The sequence below is a fragment of the Pseudomonas putida genome (genome assembly GCF_028682475.1).
GTDB lineage: Bacteria > Pseudomonadota > Gammaproteobacteria > Pseudomonadales > Pseudomonadaceae > Aquipseudomonas > Aquipseudomonas putida_AG.
The window spans coordinates 164989-177249 of record NZ_JANHLE010000004.1 but is presented as its reverse complement, the minus strand read 5'-3'; the positions used below and the strand labels follow the sequence as shown (position 1 = coordinate 177249).

Genomic DNA, 12261 nt, shown 5'->3' with positions numbered 1-12261 from the left:
CGGGGACAACTCCGGGTTGGCTTGCGGCGCCCCATGGAGTTGTCTCCCCGGCCCTCGAAAAGAGGCCAATCCAGATGCCTGTTGGCACCTGCTCAGCATGTGCCGACTGGCGTCCTGCCAGTCGCGATTCGGTCCTCTGATTACACCTTAGTCGCTGTCTGGTGTACTGTAAATTTTCCTGAACGCATTGTGTTTCTGGTTGTAAATACATGTGCGTCAATCCAGAGGTGTGACATGAACCTGCTTGAAGTGGCCGGCGGCAAACCGATCAAACTCTGGACCCAGGGCGTGCCGGTGGAAGACGAAGCCCGTCAGCAGTTGATCAACACGGCGAAGATGCCGTTCATCTTCAAGCACCTGGCAGTGATGCCGGATGTGCACCTGGGCAAAGGCTCGACCATCGGCAGCGTGATCCCGACCCTGGGCGCGATTATCCCGGCGGCAGTGGGTGTGGATATCGGCTGCGGCATGATCGCGGCCTGCACCTCGCTGGTTGCCGCAGACCTGCCCGACAACCTGCACCGGCTGCGCAGCGCCATCGAGCAGGCTGTGCCGCATGGCAAAACCTTCGGTCGTCACGACCAGGGTGCCTGGGACAAGGTCCCGGCCCAGGCCGATCAGGCCTGGAAAGACCTGGCCGGGCGCTTCAAGGCCATCACCGGCAAGTACCCGCAACTGGAAAAAACCAACAACCGCCAGCACCTGGGCACACTGGGCGGCGGCAACCATTTCATCGAAGTCTGCCTGGATGAAAGCGACCGCGTCTGGTTCATGCTGCACAGCGGTTCGCGCGGTGTGGGCAACGCCATTGGCAACCTGTTCATCGAACTGGCCCAGGCCGACATGCGCCAGCACATCGCCAACCTGCCGGACAAGGATCTGGCGTATTTCAAAGAAGGCAGCCGCCACTTTGACGACTATGTCGAAGCGGTCGAATGGGCCCAGGATTTTGCCCGGCAGAACCGTGCCTTGATGATGCACGCGGTGATTGCTGCGGCTCGCCAGGTGCTCGGGAAATCCTTCGACGCCAACCTGGAAGCGGTCAACTGCCACCACAACTACGTACAGCGCGAACACCACTTCGGCCAGGACATCCTGGTGACCCGCAAGGGCGCGGTATCGGCGCAGAAGGGCCAACTGGGCATCATCCCCGGCTCCATGGGCGCGAAGAGTTTCATCGTCCGTGGGCTGGGCAATGAACAGTCGTTCTGCTCCTGCAGCCATGGCGCCGGGCGGACCATGAGTCGTACCCGGGCGAAAAAGCAGTTCACCCTGGAAGATCAGGTGCGCGCCACCGCGCATGTGGAATGCCGCAAGGACAAAGACGTGATCGATGAAATTCCCATGGCCTACAAGGACATCGATGCAGTGATACAGGCGCAGCGGGAGCTGGTGGAGGTGGTGCATACCTTGCGGCAGGTGGTGTGCGTCAAAGGCTGAGCACGTGGGGGAGAAGCCAGCAAGCAATGAGGGCGGCCCTTGAGCCGCCCTCGCTGAACACCTGCCTTAAGGCAACTTGCCTTCAGCACACCATTGTTCCCATTCGCCAATCTGGTCGCTGGTGATCATCGCTTCTTCGCCGACTTCTTTGCGGTACTCGGTCATCCAGGCGTCCTGACAGGTCTCGGCAGAAACCGCTGCAACCGTGGAAAGCAGGGATGATTGTGTTTCCTTTACACCGTTAACCCAGCGCTCTTGGCCTTCGAGCTGGCCGGTTTGCGGGTTGTACGACTGGATGACGCCGTCGGGTACGAGGTTGCCGGGGTAACCGCTGAAGAAGTCCTCGTCCTCAGCTTGCTCGGTCTGCACGAGCTTGATTTCCTGGAGCACCTTGCCATCCGGGGTGCTGAACTGCCGGATCCACCCGGAGACTGCAGTACCGTCCGCGTAGATGATTTCGGACGCCTGCTGAACAATAGCGGTGTGCAGAATGTTTTTATATTGCTTCTGTACGCCATCAAGCTTGCCGTCTTTGTAGTTCTCTTCTGCGGCGACGAATTGCTTCAGGCTACCGACAATGTAGTCGTATTTCGTTTGCGGCCCGTGAAGCTGGCCGTTTGCATAGTTCAGCTTTGCCTCTGAGTCGGTCTCATAGCCACTGAACTTCTTGCCTTCGCTCCAGCTGAGTTCAGTGATCACCTTGCTACCGTCGGCGGTCCAGCGGGTTTCCTGGCCATCCGGCTTGCCATCCTTGAACGCTTTTCGATGCGTCAGCACGCCGTTCTGGTATTCCTCTACAGTCCCGTCCAGGCGGCCGCTCTTCCAGTTCTTTACCGACACCTTGGCGCCTGTTTTGGCGTCGAACACGGTTTCTGTACCGTTCTTGATACCTGCAGCGTATTCGACTTCGTAAACTTTCTGCGAGTTATAGAAACATTCGCTTATGCCGCTGTAGCGTCCCTTTTCTACTTGAGAGTTACACAGGGCTGAAATGCCTGGCAGGCCAATTGGCGTGTTAACGACTCGGCCACTGAAAGGATCAGTGTCGCCGTACTTGTAGATCAAGCCGTTTCTAGTCATGACTTCTGCGTTGTCGATTTCGGCAGAACAGCCGGTAAGCACAACCGCGGCCAAAGAGGCTACAAGTAGATTTCTCATGGTGCATTCCATATCAATGAGCATCTTGAAGAGGCGGAAAGTCTCGATGTTAAGGTCGGTGATGTCAATGTAATGGCGTCTGCAGCCGGTTACTGTCGCTCAGGTCGGCGTGAGTGAGCCGTGCTGAAGTTCCTGGGTAGTGTCGATAATAAAACTGCGCAACCAGCGGTTGTGCGGGTCGTCGTTGTGTTCCACATCCCAGACCATGAACACGCGAAAAGCCGGAACGAAAATCGGCACCGGGCTGACGGTCAAGCGCGCGATGCGGGCGTAGGACAGGGCCGCAAAAGTGGGCAAGGTGGCGATCACGTCGCTGTGCACCAGGGTCGCCAAGGCGCCACTGAAGTGGGTGAACGATGCCGAAACGCGGCGGGCGACGCCTTCGCTTTCCAGCAGGTCATCAACGAACCCCCGGCGTCCGTCGAAGGAAATCCGCACATGCTCGTGCATGAGGTATTCATCGCGGGTGAGCTGGCTTTTCAGGTTCAGCCGTGGTCCGTCGTATAGGCATGAGTAGGACGAAGAAAACAGCACCTGAGAGCTGTAATGCGATGTCAGTTCCTTGGGTTCCGAGCACAGGACCAGGTCGATATCCGGGTCGGCCAACGAAGTTTTCCACAGCGAACTGTTGCTCTGGTGAAAGGCAAACTTCACTGACAGCCCGCGGGCTTTGGCTTCGTTGACCAGGCGTGGCGAGACATAGCTTTCGATGTCGTCCGACAGGGCAATGTTGAACACCCGCGTGGACGATTCGGCGGAAAACTGCGGGCGCTTGTCGACGATCGAGGCCACGGCGGTGAGGGCCTCAGTAACTTTCGGCGCGATCTCCAGCGCCCGGCGGGTCGGTACCATGCCGGTGCCGGTGCGGATGAACAACTCGTCGTGAAACTGCTCGCGCAGGCGCTTGAGCGAAGAGCTCACGGCGCCTTGCGTGACGTGCAGCACCGCTGCTGCCCGGGTTACGCTGCGCTCATTCATCAGGCACTGAAAAACGATGAGCAGATTGAGGTCGACTCTGCTGATATTAGCAACACTAATCATGCCTATCTCTTATATTCGTTTGATTAATTTGCCTCGACATTCTTAATCTCGACCCTGCGTAAACACAACAATAATCAGGTGGCCGGGGATGCAAGATTCAATAGTGCAATCGCAACAGGGTGAGCACGCCGTCTCATCAAACGACGCAGCAGAGCTGCGCAAACGGGCCATTGCCGTCGGTATTGGCAACTTTATGGAATGGTTCGACTTTGCCATCTACGGTTACTTCGCCGCGGTGATCGGGCAACTGTTCTTTCCTTCGACGGCGCCCGGCGTTTCGCTGCTGTCGTCGTTGGCGGTGTTTGCCGTGGGCTTTCTTTCGCGGCCTTTGGGCGCCGTGGTACTAGGGCCGATTGGCGACAAGCTGGGACGCCGCGCCGTGCTGATCATCACCGTGTTCGGCATGGGCCTGGCCACCACCCTGATCGGCCTGTTGCCCGGCTACGCCGCCATCGGCATTGCCGCACCGATCCTGTTGGTCGCGCTGCGTTTTCTGCAGGGCATGATGGTGGGTGGAGAGTGGTCGAGCGCCGGCATCTACATTGTCGAAAGCGCACCCGCCAACCGCCGGGCAACCGCCGCCAGCGTCATCACCGGCACTGCGGGCGCGGCATTCCTGTGTGGTACGGCCATCGCCGCCATCATCACCGCGACCCTGTCGGACGCAGACCTCCTGGCCTGGGGCTGGCGCGTACCGTTCGTGGCCTCGATCATCATGGCCGGTGTAGCCATGTACATCCGCCGCAAACTGGGCGACACCCCGGTCTACGAAGCGCTGCAACACAAGCGCGCTACCGGAGGCCTGGAGCAGGTTTCGCGTGGGGCCAAGCAACGGGCCTTCGTGGTCTCGTTCGCCTTTTCCGCGCTGTTCGGTGTGTCGCTGTACTACTTCATCACCTACGCCAACACCCACCTGACCCAGACCGTCGGCCTGAGCAAATCGACCGCATTGGTGCTGTGCAGCCTTGCCTTGGTGCTCTACACCCTGTTCAACCCGCTGGTCGGTCGTTTGAGCGACCGCTTCGGCCGCCGTCCGTTTGTCCTGACTGCCGCCGCCGGCCTGACTGTGCTGGCATACCCGGTGTTTCTGCTGATGAACACCGGCAGCTTCGCCGCGATTCTGCTGGGGCTGGTGATCATGGCGGCGCTGGTGGCAATCACCGCCGTGATGGACGTGGTGCTGCTGGTTGAAGTGTTCCCGGCCTCGATCCGTTCGACCGGCGCTGCCGTTGGCCACAACGTTGCCCTGGCGCTGCTGGCGGGACCGGGACCGTTCATTGCCGTGGCACTGATCCAGGCCACGCACAACCCGAATATCCCCGCCGCCTACCTGGCTGCGGTGTCGCTGATCTGCTTCATCGTGCTGTGGTTCCTGCTCCCGGAAACCAAAGACCGCGATATCACCCGCGGCTAAGCCGATCCTCACCATTCATCAAGGGAAGACTCATGATCAAGGTTGCCGTTGTTCAAGCTTCATCCATCCCCTTCGAGCCGCAACTGAGCGCCGAGAAAGCCGCCGGGCTGATTCGCGACGCCGCTGCGCAAGGTAGTGAACTTGCCGTGTTCCCCGAGGCGTTTCTCGGTGGCTACCCCAAAGGCGCGGCGTTTGGCACGGTCGTCGGCAGTCGCAGCGATGTCGGCCGCGCGCAGTACCTGCGTTATGTGCAAGGCGCTGTCAGCCTCGACGGCCCGGAGCTGGCCAGGCTCGCTGAAGTGGTCAATGAAACCGGCGTCCATGTGGTCATGGGCATCATCGAGCGCCTGGGCCGGACCCTTTATTGCACCGCCGTGACCCTGGCACCGGGCAAGGGCGTGGCCGGCTATCACCGCAAACTCATGCCGACCGGCCAGGAACGCATCATCTGGGGCTTCGGCGACGGCTCGAGCATCGCCCCGGTGGATACCCCGTTTGGCCGGCTCGGTACGGTCATCTGCTGGGAGAACTACATGCCGGCACTGCGTCAGGCGATGTATGCGCAGGGGACTGAAATCTACTGTGCGCCGACTGCTGATGATCGTCCGACCTGGGCCGCGTCCATGGTCCACATTGCTCTGGAAGGGCGGGTGCCAGTGCTTTCGGCTTGCCAGGCGATCACCCTGGGTGAGTACCCGGCGTCCTACCGGGAGGATTTCGGCCTGGAGGCGGCAGAAGGGGACTACATCATGCATGGCGGCAGCATGATCGTCAGTGCGACCGGGCAGGTGCTGGCCGGGCCGGTGTTTGATCAGGAGACTATTTTGTACGCCGAGATCGATCTGACGGTGGGGCAGGCCAGTAACCTGGACTTTGACGTGTGCGGGCACTATGCGCGGCCGGATGTGTTTACCCTGAAGGTCAATACGGCGGCGATGAAGCCGGTGGTGTTTGACGGGGATTGAGCGGCACCTGTAGGAGCGGGCTTGCCCCGCGATTGCGATCTGTCAGCTATATCGCATCGCGGGGCAAGCCCGCTCCCACCGCGTAGAGGCTGTATCTGATAACGTTGCAGCACATACTTGACCAGCAGAGCTTCTGCCGCACTGTGGCTATTATGAAATTTGGGGGGATGGCAGGCGATACCGGCGAACAAACCAAGCCTGCAAATCCAGCCAGGAAAGTAGAAAAATGAAACACGTAATTGAAGTGTTCGATAGTAAAACCGATGCACTGCTAAAGACAGTTGAAATCCCATCTGCCCGGCAAGCCGAACTCATCGAGCTAATGGGATGGAACGATCCTGAAGACGAAATTTATGTATATGACCTGTCCCCTGCGCAACTAAGTAAAATTGCGGAATGGACGGATACTCAATTCTTAGAGACGAACAACATTATCCAGCTGGTTTGCATTGCTTGAGATGCGCTGGAGGCCATCCTGCAAAGGCTTCAGGCATTAAAAAGCCGGCTTGTGGCCGGCTTCTAGGGGACGGTCTTGGCTAATTTATGGTAAGCCGCAACCGCCTTAAAATCGTTGCTCCGGCGCTGGGGCCGGGAGGTGGCGACAGGCAGTGTGTGCCGCGCCAGGCCCGCAGGCGTGCTAAGCAGCCGGGGCGAAATGTGCGGCGTAGCATACTGGCTATCGCGCCAGATGCCCAGCAAAAAATCACCCGCAGCCGCTCAACTCGGGCGGCTGTCGCGTAAATGCCCCCACCAGAACACCCAACCCAGCACGCTCAGCTTCTGGCTTTTGAGCTGCGCCGGGCTGTAGGTTTCGGTGGGGTGTTCGTCGCTGTCGTGGCTGTGCAGGCGCAAGGTGCCGTTGGCGCGCTGGCTGAGGCTGTGGATGCGCAGGCGGCCGTTGTGCAGCAAGGCGTAGATCTCGCCTTCGACGATGTGTTTCTGGCCGCAGTCGATGGCCAGGGTGCTGCCGCGAGGCAGCAAGGGGCTCATGTTGCTCGCCGGCATGCTCACGCACAGCGCCACGTCCGGGTCGACACCAAGGGTATCGAGGGCACGGACGGGCAGGCGCAGGTAACGGTCGGGGATGGGGCGAAATTGCCTGGATTGCATGCTGTAGAACGGCAACTGGATGTCATCACGGGTGTTGGCGGCGAGCAGGCTCGGTTCCGTCGGTTCTGTACCGGGTTTGCGTAGCGCTGCGTTGAGGCGTGGCAAGGGGGCAGGGTGTTTGGGGCCTTCGCCCGTGCGCAGCCATTTGCTGCGGACACACAGCAACTCGGCGATTTCGTCGAGTCGGGCCAGGGGCACGCCGCGTTTGAACCAGTTGTTGACGTGCTGCGGCGTGACCTTGCGCTGGGCGGCAAAGTCGGAAGGCGAGAGGCTGCACTCGTGCAGCAGGGTTTTGAGTCGATCACCGGAGGTATTCATGCGTCCCGAGTCTAGAGGGCTTGCACCGCCCGGGCTATAAACGCGAGGTTCATTTTTAAGGCCGGAATAAGCCTGGTTTTACAGGCATTGCCTAGGACGGCGTAGGAGGTGTCTTTCCGAAAAAATTCACTTCGGATGTGGTTCGGAACTATCCTACGCACGCTGCCGCCTTTTCGCTGTTGTTCGGAAAGTGCATCAGGGCTAATTTCCTCAGGTCGTCTTTTTTTGGCGACCGGGCGTGAGAAACCCGATGACATTAGAGCAGCCATGTTATGGCGGCTGTGCGCGGGCAGACTTCGGTCTGGCCGAGTTTCCTATGTCCTCGGTTTCTCACCCCGCGTACAGCTGCCACCCTAATCTGGTGAGAAGGATTGAGGTGGAAGCTCCTGAATCGACTGGGAGTTAAGCCATGAAAAAGATTGTCCCTGATCCACCCGATTCCCTCATTACCACCCCCTATTTCTCCATCCACAGCGATCTCATCCCCCCAGACTCCCTGGCCTTCGCCAGCGAACTCCTGCGCGGAATCCACGAAACCACCGACGAATTCTGCCGCGCCCACGCCAATGAACCCGGCCAGGGCATGCTGGTGAATGTGCTGCATTCGGCCGAGATGGCCAGGGCATTGGTCGAGCATGCGCTGAGCAAGCTGCAAGGAGTCAAGCCATGAGCCTGGAGGCCGGCAAGACCGTAGGTGTGGTGGATTTCATCCGCAGCGAGCAAGCGCCCATGGGGCTGTTTCGCATTGCGCCGGATGTGCCGTGTGACTACGCGCTGGAGCAGGCTTCAACCGTGATGGGTTGTGTGCACAAGCTGATCGAGGCGGGGCTGCTGGATGAAGACGGCGAGATGTTGTGGGCCGCTTATTTTCTCAACGAATTCGCCAAAGCGATCGTTGATGATGTGGGCTTGGGGATGTCTAAAGCTAAGCCTGGTTAGGATTCAAGCTCGGTGGCGTCTGGGTTGCGACCGCTTTGCGGTCGATCGCCGGCTGCCGCCAGCTCCCACAGGGATCTGTGGAGTTGTCACAAACAAAAAGCCCCGCATTTAGCGGGGCTCTTTGTTAAGCGCTGCTTAGCCTTTGTAGGCAGCAACCGACTTGGTGATCGCAGCACGAGCGGCGTCAGCGCCGTCCCAGCCTTCGATCTTGACCCACTTGCCCTTCTCCAGATCCTTGTAGTTGGCGAAGAAGTGCTCGATCTGCTGGATCAGCAGCGCTGGCAGGTCGGTGTATTCTTTGACGTCGACGTACAGCTGCGACAGTTTGTCGTGCGGTACGGCGATGACTTTGGCGTCGCCGCCGCCGTCGTCGGTCATGTTCAGGATGCCGACCGGACGGGCACGGATGACCGAGCCTGGGGCAACCGGGTACGGGGTAACAACCAGCACGTCCAGCGGATCACCGTCGTCGGCCAGGGTGTTAGGGATGTAACCGTAGTTGGCCGGGTAGAACATCGGGGTGGCCATGAAACGGTCAACGAACAGGCAGTCGCTGTCCTTGTCGATCTCGTACTTGATCGGGGCGTGGTTGGCTGGAATCTCGATGGCGACGTAGATGTCGTTCGGCAGGTCTTTGCCAGCCGGAATCTTGCTGTAGCTCATTGGGCAGTGCCCCCATGTTTGGCCAAAAATTGGTCGCGATTATAGGCACATTCCGCACGGCTTGCCACGTCCGCCCTGATGTCCGGCAGTGTCAGTCCTGCGCTTGCCGGTAGTGCGGGTGGTTGTGCTGCAAATGGTGCAGGCGGGCCAGCGGATCCTGGCGGTAAAAACCGCGCAGCTGCTGGTACACCGCAGGATAAGCGGCGTTGAGCAGGTCCGGGGCGCTGAAGAAGTATTCGCTGGTAACGGCAAAGAATTCTCCCGGGTTTTCTGCCGCATACGGGTCGATGGCGGTCTCGGCGTCGGGGTCGCGGTCGAGCTGGCGGTTGAGGTCATCAAAGGCCTCTTGCATGGCCTTGGCCCAGTCGCCGACGCGCATGTCGTTGTGCAGCGGCGGCAGGCCGTTGGCGTCGCCATTGAGCATGTCGAGCTTGTGTGCCAGTTCGTGGATCACCAGGTTGTAGCCCTCCCAGCCGCCGCTGGCCAGCACGCCAGGCCAGGCGAGGATCACCGGGCCCTGTTGCCAGGCTTCGCCACTGTGCTCGCCGTTCCATTCATGTTCCACGCCGCTGGCGTCGCGGTGGCGCTGGGGGCTGAGGAAGTCGTCGGGATACAGCACGATTTCGTGGAAGCCCTGGTACCAGTTCAGCTCGCCCAGGTGCAGCAGTGGCAGCTGGGCCTGGGCGGCGAGAAACAGCCGTTGCTCGCCGTCCAGTTCAACGCCGGGCAGGGCACTCAGGTGCTTGTCGTGCAGAAACAATACGCAGGCTTCGCGCAGCCAGTGGTCTTCTTCGGCGCTCAGGCCGTCGAGCATCGGCAGACGCTCGCGAACTCGCTGCCAGCGCTGCGGGTCGATAGGGTGACGGGCCAGGGTTCGGCGACGGCGCCAGGCGCTCAGTGACCACATGGCCAGCGCTTACTGGACCTTGGCGGTGCGGTTTAGGCGGCTGCGCACAAAGCCAACGATCATCGGCGCAAGTGACAGCAGGATGATCGCAACAATCATCAGCGACAAATTCTGTTTGATGAACGGCACGTTGCCGAAGAAGTAGCCGAGGGTCACCAGGCCGCCGACCCACAGCACGGTGCCAGCGACGCTGAAACCGAGGAAGCGTGGGTAATGCATTTTCGCGATACCGGCGACGAAGGGTGCAAAGGTACGCAGGATCGGCAGGAAGCGCGCGAGGGTGACGGTTTTGCCGCCATGGCGCTCGTAGAAGTCGTGGGTCTGCTGCAGGTAGTCGCGGCGGAAGATCTTCGAATTGGGATTGCGGAACAACCGTTCTCCGGCGGTTCGGCCAATTACATAGTTGGTGCTGTCGCCGAGGATCGCTGCCGCCATCAGCAGGCCACCGAGTAGTACCGGGTCCATGCCGCCGCCAGCGGCAACGGCACCGGCAATGAACAGCAGGGAATCACCCGGCAGAAACGGCATGACCACCAGTCCGGTCTCGCAGAAAATGACCAGGAACAGGATCGCGTAGATCCACGGGCCATAGTTGTTGACCAGCATATCGAGGTAAACGTCGAGATGCAGAATGAGGTCCAGCGGGTTGAAATCCATGTATAGCACCTGTGCTCTTTGACCCGGTCGGGGATGTGATGACTGGCAATGCGAATGCGATCAGCCGCTACCCGAGTGATGGGTAAAGTTTCACACATTTTGAGGCGGCGCATTATACGGCGGCGACAAGATTGTGCCTGCGCAGTTTGTAGCGGCGGATGTCGGAAGGAGGGGATAGGTCAGTTCAGGCCAGTGGGGCCGCTGCGCAGCCCATCGCAGGCTGCCGCCAGCTCCCACAGGTTCAGTGTTGCCTGCCGGCATTCAATCCGAGTTGATCGGCAGGATGTAGCTTTTGAACTCGGTGTCTACATGAAAACCCATGGATTCGTAGGTCTTCATCGCCACCTCATTGTCGGTGCTGGTAGAAACCCGCAAACGTACGGCGTTGGTGTCCTTGGCCATTTTCTTGGCCTCGCGCATCAGGTGATCGGCGACCAGCATGCGCCGGGAGTCTTCGGCGACATAGATGTCGTTGAGAATCCACACGCGCTTGAGCGACAACGACGAGAAGCTCGGGTAGAGCTGGCAGAAGCCCATCAGCTTGTTGTCGTCATCATCCGCCAGGGCGAGGTAAATGATCGATTCACCGCGTTCCAGACGTTTTTCCAGAAACGAGCGGGAAGAGTCTGGGTAGGGCAACTTGCCGTAAAACTCGCGGTATTTGATGAACAGCGGGGCAAGCAGGTCCAGGTGTTCCAGGGTGGCTGTGATGATCCGCATAAGCAGGCCTCAGGGTCCATGGGAATGTGCGGCAAAGTGCCGGCCGCCTTGGCAGATGCTGCCTGAAGATAATTAGAAAGCGCAATCTACGAAACGTTTGCACCTCAGGGTTTGCTTAACAGGAAGTTTCCTTTGTTCGGGGTGTTGGCATCTGATTCCAGTGTATGCACCTGCGCCTCATCCTTGAGGTTGACCCCGGACAGCTGCCGCCGGCACGCCTCGCGCATCAGGTACAGCAGGCGATGGGCGGCCATGCCGTAGCTGAGGCCTTCCAGGCGCACGTTGGAGATGCAGTTGCGGTACGCATCGGTGAGGCCGACTTTCGGGTTGTAGGTGAAATACAGGCCGAGGCTGTCAGGGGAACTGAGGCCCGGGCGTTCACCGATCAGGATCACGGTCATTTTCGCCCGGAGCAACTCGCCCACTTCGTCGGCCACCGCCACGCGGCCCTGTTCCACCAGGATCACCGGCGAGGTTGACCAGCCTTCAGCGGCAGACTGTTCTTCAAAGCGGGTCAGAAACGGCAGGGTGTGACGGTGCACCGCCAGGGCCGAGAGGCCATCGGCGACGACGATGGCCAGGTCCACACCACCAGGGTTGGCCAGGGCATGCTCGCGCAGCAACTGTGCTGAATCCGGGTGCAGGCGGCGGCCCAGATCCGGGCGTTGCAGGTAACTGTCGCGGTCGGCAGCGGCGCTGTGCAGCAGCAGGCTGTCGCGCTGGCGCTCGCTCAACTGGCTGCGCAGTCCCTGGTGATCAAAGGCCAGGTGCACGGCATCGCGGGCCTGGGCATGGGCGAACTGGAAGTCCAGCTGGGCGCTGGTCGGCAGGCTGGTGCCGGTGCGGCCGAGGGCGATGCGCGCCGGGGTCAGGCGGCGCAGCTCCAGCCAGGGATTGGCGCTGTTGTCGTGCTGTGGGGTGTTGTCCAT

The 12261-nt window shown here is 60.1% G+C and carries 14 protein-coding genes; 6 read left to right on the top strand and 8 right to left on the bottom strand.

Annotated elements, in window-relative coordinates; translation table 11 throughout:
- Nucleotides 1-234 precede the first annotated feature (234 nt).
- Nucleotides 235-1440, top strand: coding sequence for an RtcB family protein (locus NPS47_RS05415; RefSeq protein WP_274294053.1), 1206 nt, complete (start codon nucleotides 235-237; stop codon nucleotides 1438-1440).
- Nucleotides 1441-1506: 66 nt separating this feature from the next.
- Here NPS47_RS05415 and NPS47_RS05410 read toward each other — a convergent pair whose 3' ends face one another.
- Together NPS47_RS05410 and NPS47_RS05405 are read right to left on the bottom strand one after the other, a co-directional pair.
- Nucleotides 1507-2598, bottom strand: a complete 1092-nt coding sequence (locus tag NPS47_RS05410) for a toxin-antitoxin system YwqK family antitoxin (RefSeq protein ID WP_274294052.1) — start codon at nucleotides 2596-2598, stop codon at nucleotides 1507-1509.
- A gap of 99 nt (nucleotides 2599-2697) precedes the next feature.
- Nucleotides 2698-3639, bottom strand: a complete 942-nt coding sequence (locus NPS47_RS05405; protein WP_274294051.1) for a LysR family transcriptional regulator — start codon at nucleotides 3637-3639, stop codon at nucleotides 2698-2700.
- An 88-nt stretch (nucleotides 3640-3727) separates the two neighbouring features.
- On the opposite strand from NPS47_RS05405, the gene NPS47_RS05400 reads away from it, so the two are divergent.
- The 3 genes from NPS47_RS05400 to NPS47_RS05390 all read left to right on the top strand — a co-directional run bounded on the left by NPS47_RS05400 (nucleotide 3728) and on the right by NPS47_RS05390 (nucleotide 6475).
- Nucleotides 3728-5053, top strand: coding sequence for an MFS transporter (locus NPS47_RS05400; protein WP_274294050.1), 1326 nt, complete (start codon nucleotides 3728-3730; stop codon nucleotides 5051-5053).
- A gap of 32 nt (nucleotides 5054-5085) precedes the next feature.
- Complete coding sequence (locus NPS47_RS05395; protein WP_274294049.1) at nucleotides 5086-6018, top strand: carbon-nitrogen hydrolase family protein; 933 nt, start codon at nucleotides 5086-5088, stop codon at nucleotides 6016-6018.
- A 226-nt stretch (nucleotides 6019-6244) separates the two neighbouring features.
- Complete coding sequence (locus tag NPS47_RS05390) at nucleotides 6245-6475, top strand: DUF7683 domain-containing protein (RefSeq protein WP_274294048.1); 231 nt, start codon at nucleotides 6245-6247, stop codon at nucleotides 6473-6475.
- A gap of 260 nt (nucleotides 6476-6735) precedes the next feature.
- Here the strand turns inward: NPS47_RS05390 and NPS47_RS05385 are convergent, their stop codons facing one another.
- Nucleotides 6736-7446, bottom strand: coding sequence for a LexA family transcriptional regulator (locus NPS47_RS05385; RefSeq protein ID WP_274294047.1), 711 nt, complete (start codon nucleotides 7444-7446; stop codon nucleotides 6736-6738).
- A gap of 409 nt (nucleotides 7447-7855) precedes the next feature.
- Here NPS47_RS05385 and NPS47_RS05380 point away from each other — a divergent pair, with 409 nt between their 5' ends.
- Together NPS47_RS05380 and NPS47_RS05375 are read left to right on the top strand one after the other, a co-directional pair.
- On the top strand, nucleotides 7856-8116 hold the full coding sequence (locus NPS47_RS05380; protein WP_274294046.1) for a hypothetical protein: 261 nt from the start codon (nucleotides 7856-7858) through the stop codon (nucleotides 8114-8116).
- Nucleotides 8113-8385, top strand: coding sequence for a DUF3077 domain-containing protein (locus NPS47_RS05375; RefSeq protein ID WP_274294045.1), 273 nt, complete (start codon nucleotides 8113-8115; stop codon nucleotides 8383-8385). The genes NPS47_RS05380 and NPS47_RS05375 overlap by 4 nt, the downstream gene beginning before the upstream one ends.
- A gap of 135 nt (nucleotides 8386-8520) precedes the next feature.
- Here the strand turns inward: NPS47_RS05375 and ppa are convergent, their stop codons facing one another.
- The 5 genes from ppa to eutC all read right to left on the bottom strand — a co-directional run bounded on the left by ppa (nucleotide 8521) and on the right by eutC (nucleotide 12261).
- Nucleotides 8521-9048, bottom strand: coding sequence for an inorganic diphosphatase (gene ppa, locus NPS47_RS05370; protein WP_007933577.1), 528 nt, complete (start codon nucleotides 9046-9048; stop codon nucleotides 8521-8523).
- Between the two features lie 91 nt (nucleotides 9049-9139).
- Nucleotides 9140-9955, bottom strand: coding sequence for a zinc-dependent peptidase (locus NPS47_RS05365; RefSeq protein ID WP_274294044.1), 816 nt, complete (start codon nucleotides 9953-9955; stop codon nucleotides 9140-9142).
- A 9-nt stretch (nucleotides 9956-9964) separates the two neighbouring features.
- A complete protein-coding gene (locus tag NPS47_RS05360; RefSeq protein ID WP_274294043.1) occupies nucleotides 9965-10612 on the bottom strand; it encodes a DedA family protein in 648 nt (215 codons plus the stop codon).
- A 261-nt stretch (nucleotides 10613-10873) separates the two neighbouring features.
- Nucleotides 10874-11332, bottom strand: a complete 459-nt coding sequence (locus NPS47_RS05355; RefSeq protein WP_274294042.1) for a GNAT family N-acetyltransferase — start codon at nucleotides 11330-11332, stop codon at nucleotides 10874-10876.
- A gap of 104 nt (nucleotides 11333-11436) precedes the next feature.
- Nucleotides 11437-12261 carry an ethanolamine ammonia-lyase subunit EutC gene (gene eutC / locus NPS47_RS05350; RefSeq protein ID WP_274294041.1) on the bottom strand — a complete coding sequence of 275 codons (825 nt, stop codon included), beginning with the start codon at nucleotides 12259-12261 and terminating at the stop codon, nucleotides 11437-11439.

Excerpts from the sequence above, each read along its gene's own strand:
- NPS47_RS05360 (WP_274294043.1), bottom strand. The coding sequence starts at position 10,612 with ATGGATTTCAACCCGCTGGACCTCATTCTGCATCTCGACGTTTACCTC.
- NPS47_RS05385 (WP_274294047.1), bottom strand. The coding sequence starts at position 7,446 with ATGAATACCTCCGGTGATCGACTCAAAACCCTGCTGCACGAGTGCAGC.
- NPS47_RS05415 (WP_274294053.1), top strand. The coding sequence starts at position 235 with ATGAACCTGCTTGAAGTGGCCGGCGGCAAACCGATCAAACTCTGGACC.
- NPS47_RS05390 (WP_274294048.1), top strand. The coding sequence starts at position 6,245 with ATGAAACACGTAATTGAAGTGTTCGATAGTAAAACCGATGCACTGCTA.
- NPS47_RS05395 (WP_274294049.1), top strand. The coding sequence starts at position 5,086 with ATGATCAAGGTTGCCGTTGTTCAAGCTTCATCCATCCCCTTCGAGCCG.
- NPS47_RS05405 (WP_274294051.1), bottom strand. The coding sequence starts at position 3,639 with ATGATTAGTGTTGCTAATATCAGCAGAGTCGACCTCAATCTGCTCATC.
- NPS47_RS05410 (WP_274294052.1), bottom strand. The coding sequence starts at position 2,598 with ATGAGAAATCTACTTGTAGCCTCTTTGGCCGCGGTTGTGCTTACCGGC.
- NPS47_RS05375 (WP_274294045.1), top strand. The coding sequence starts at position 8,113 with ATGAGCCTGGAGGCCGGCAAGACCGTAGGTGTGGTGGATTTCATCCGC.
- NPS47_RS05400 (WP_274294050.1), top strand. The coding sequence starts at position 3,728 with ATGCAAGATTCAATAGTGCAATCGCAACAGGGTGAGCACGCCGTCTCA.
- eutC (WP_274294041.1), bottom strand. The coding sequence starts at position 12,261 with ATGGACAACACCCCACAGCACGACAACAGCGCCAATCCCTGGCTGGAG.
- NPS47_RS05380 (WP_274294046.1), top strand. The coding sequence starts at position 7,856 with ATGAAAAAGATTGTCCCTGATCCACCCGATTCCCTCATTACCACCCCC.
- ppa (WP_007933577.1), bottom strand. The coding sequence starts at position 9,048 with ATGAGCTACAGCAAGATTCCGGCTGGCAAAGACCTGCCGAACGACATC.
- NPS47_RS05365 (WP_274294044.1), bottom strand. The coding sequence starts at position 9,955 with ATGTGGTCACTGAGCGCCTGGCGCCGTCGCCGAACCCTGGCCCGTCAC.
- NPS47_RS05355 (WP_274294042.1), bottom strand. The coding sequence starts at position 11,332 with ATGCGGATCATCACAGCCACCCTGGAACACCTGGACCTGCTTGCCCCG.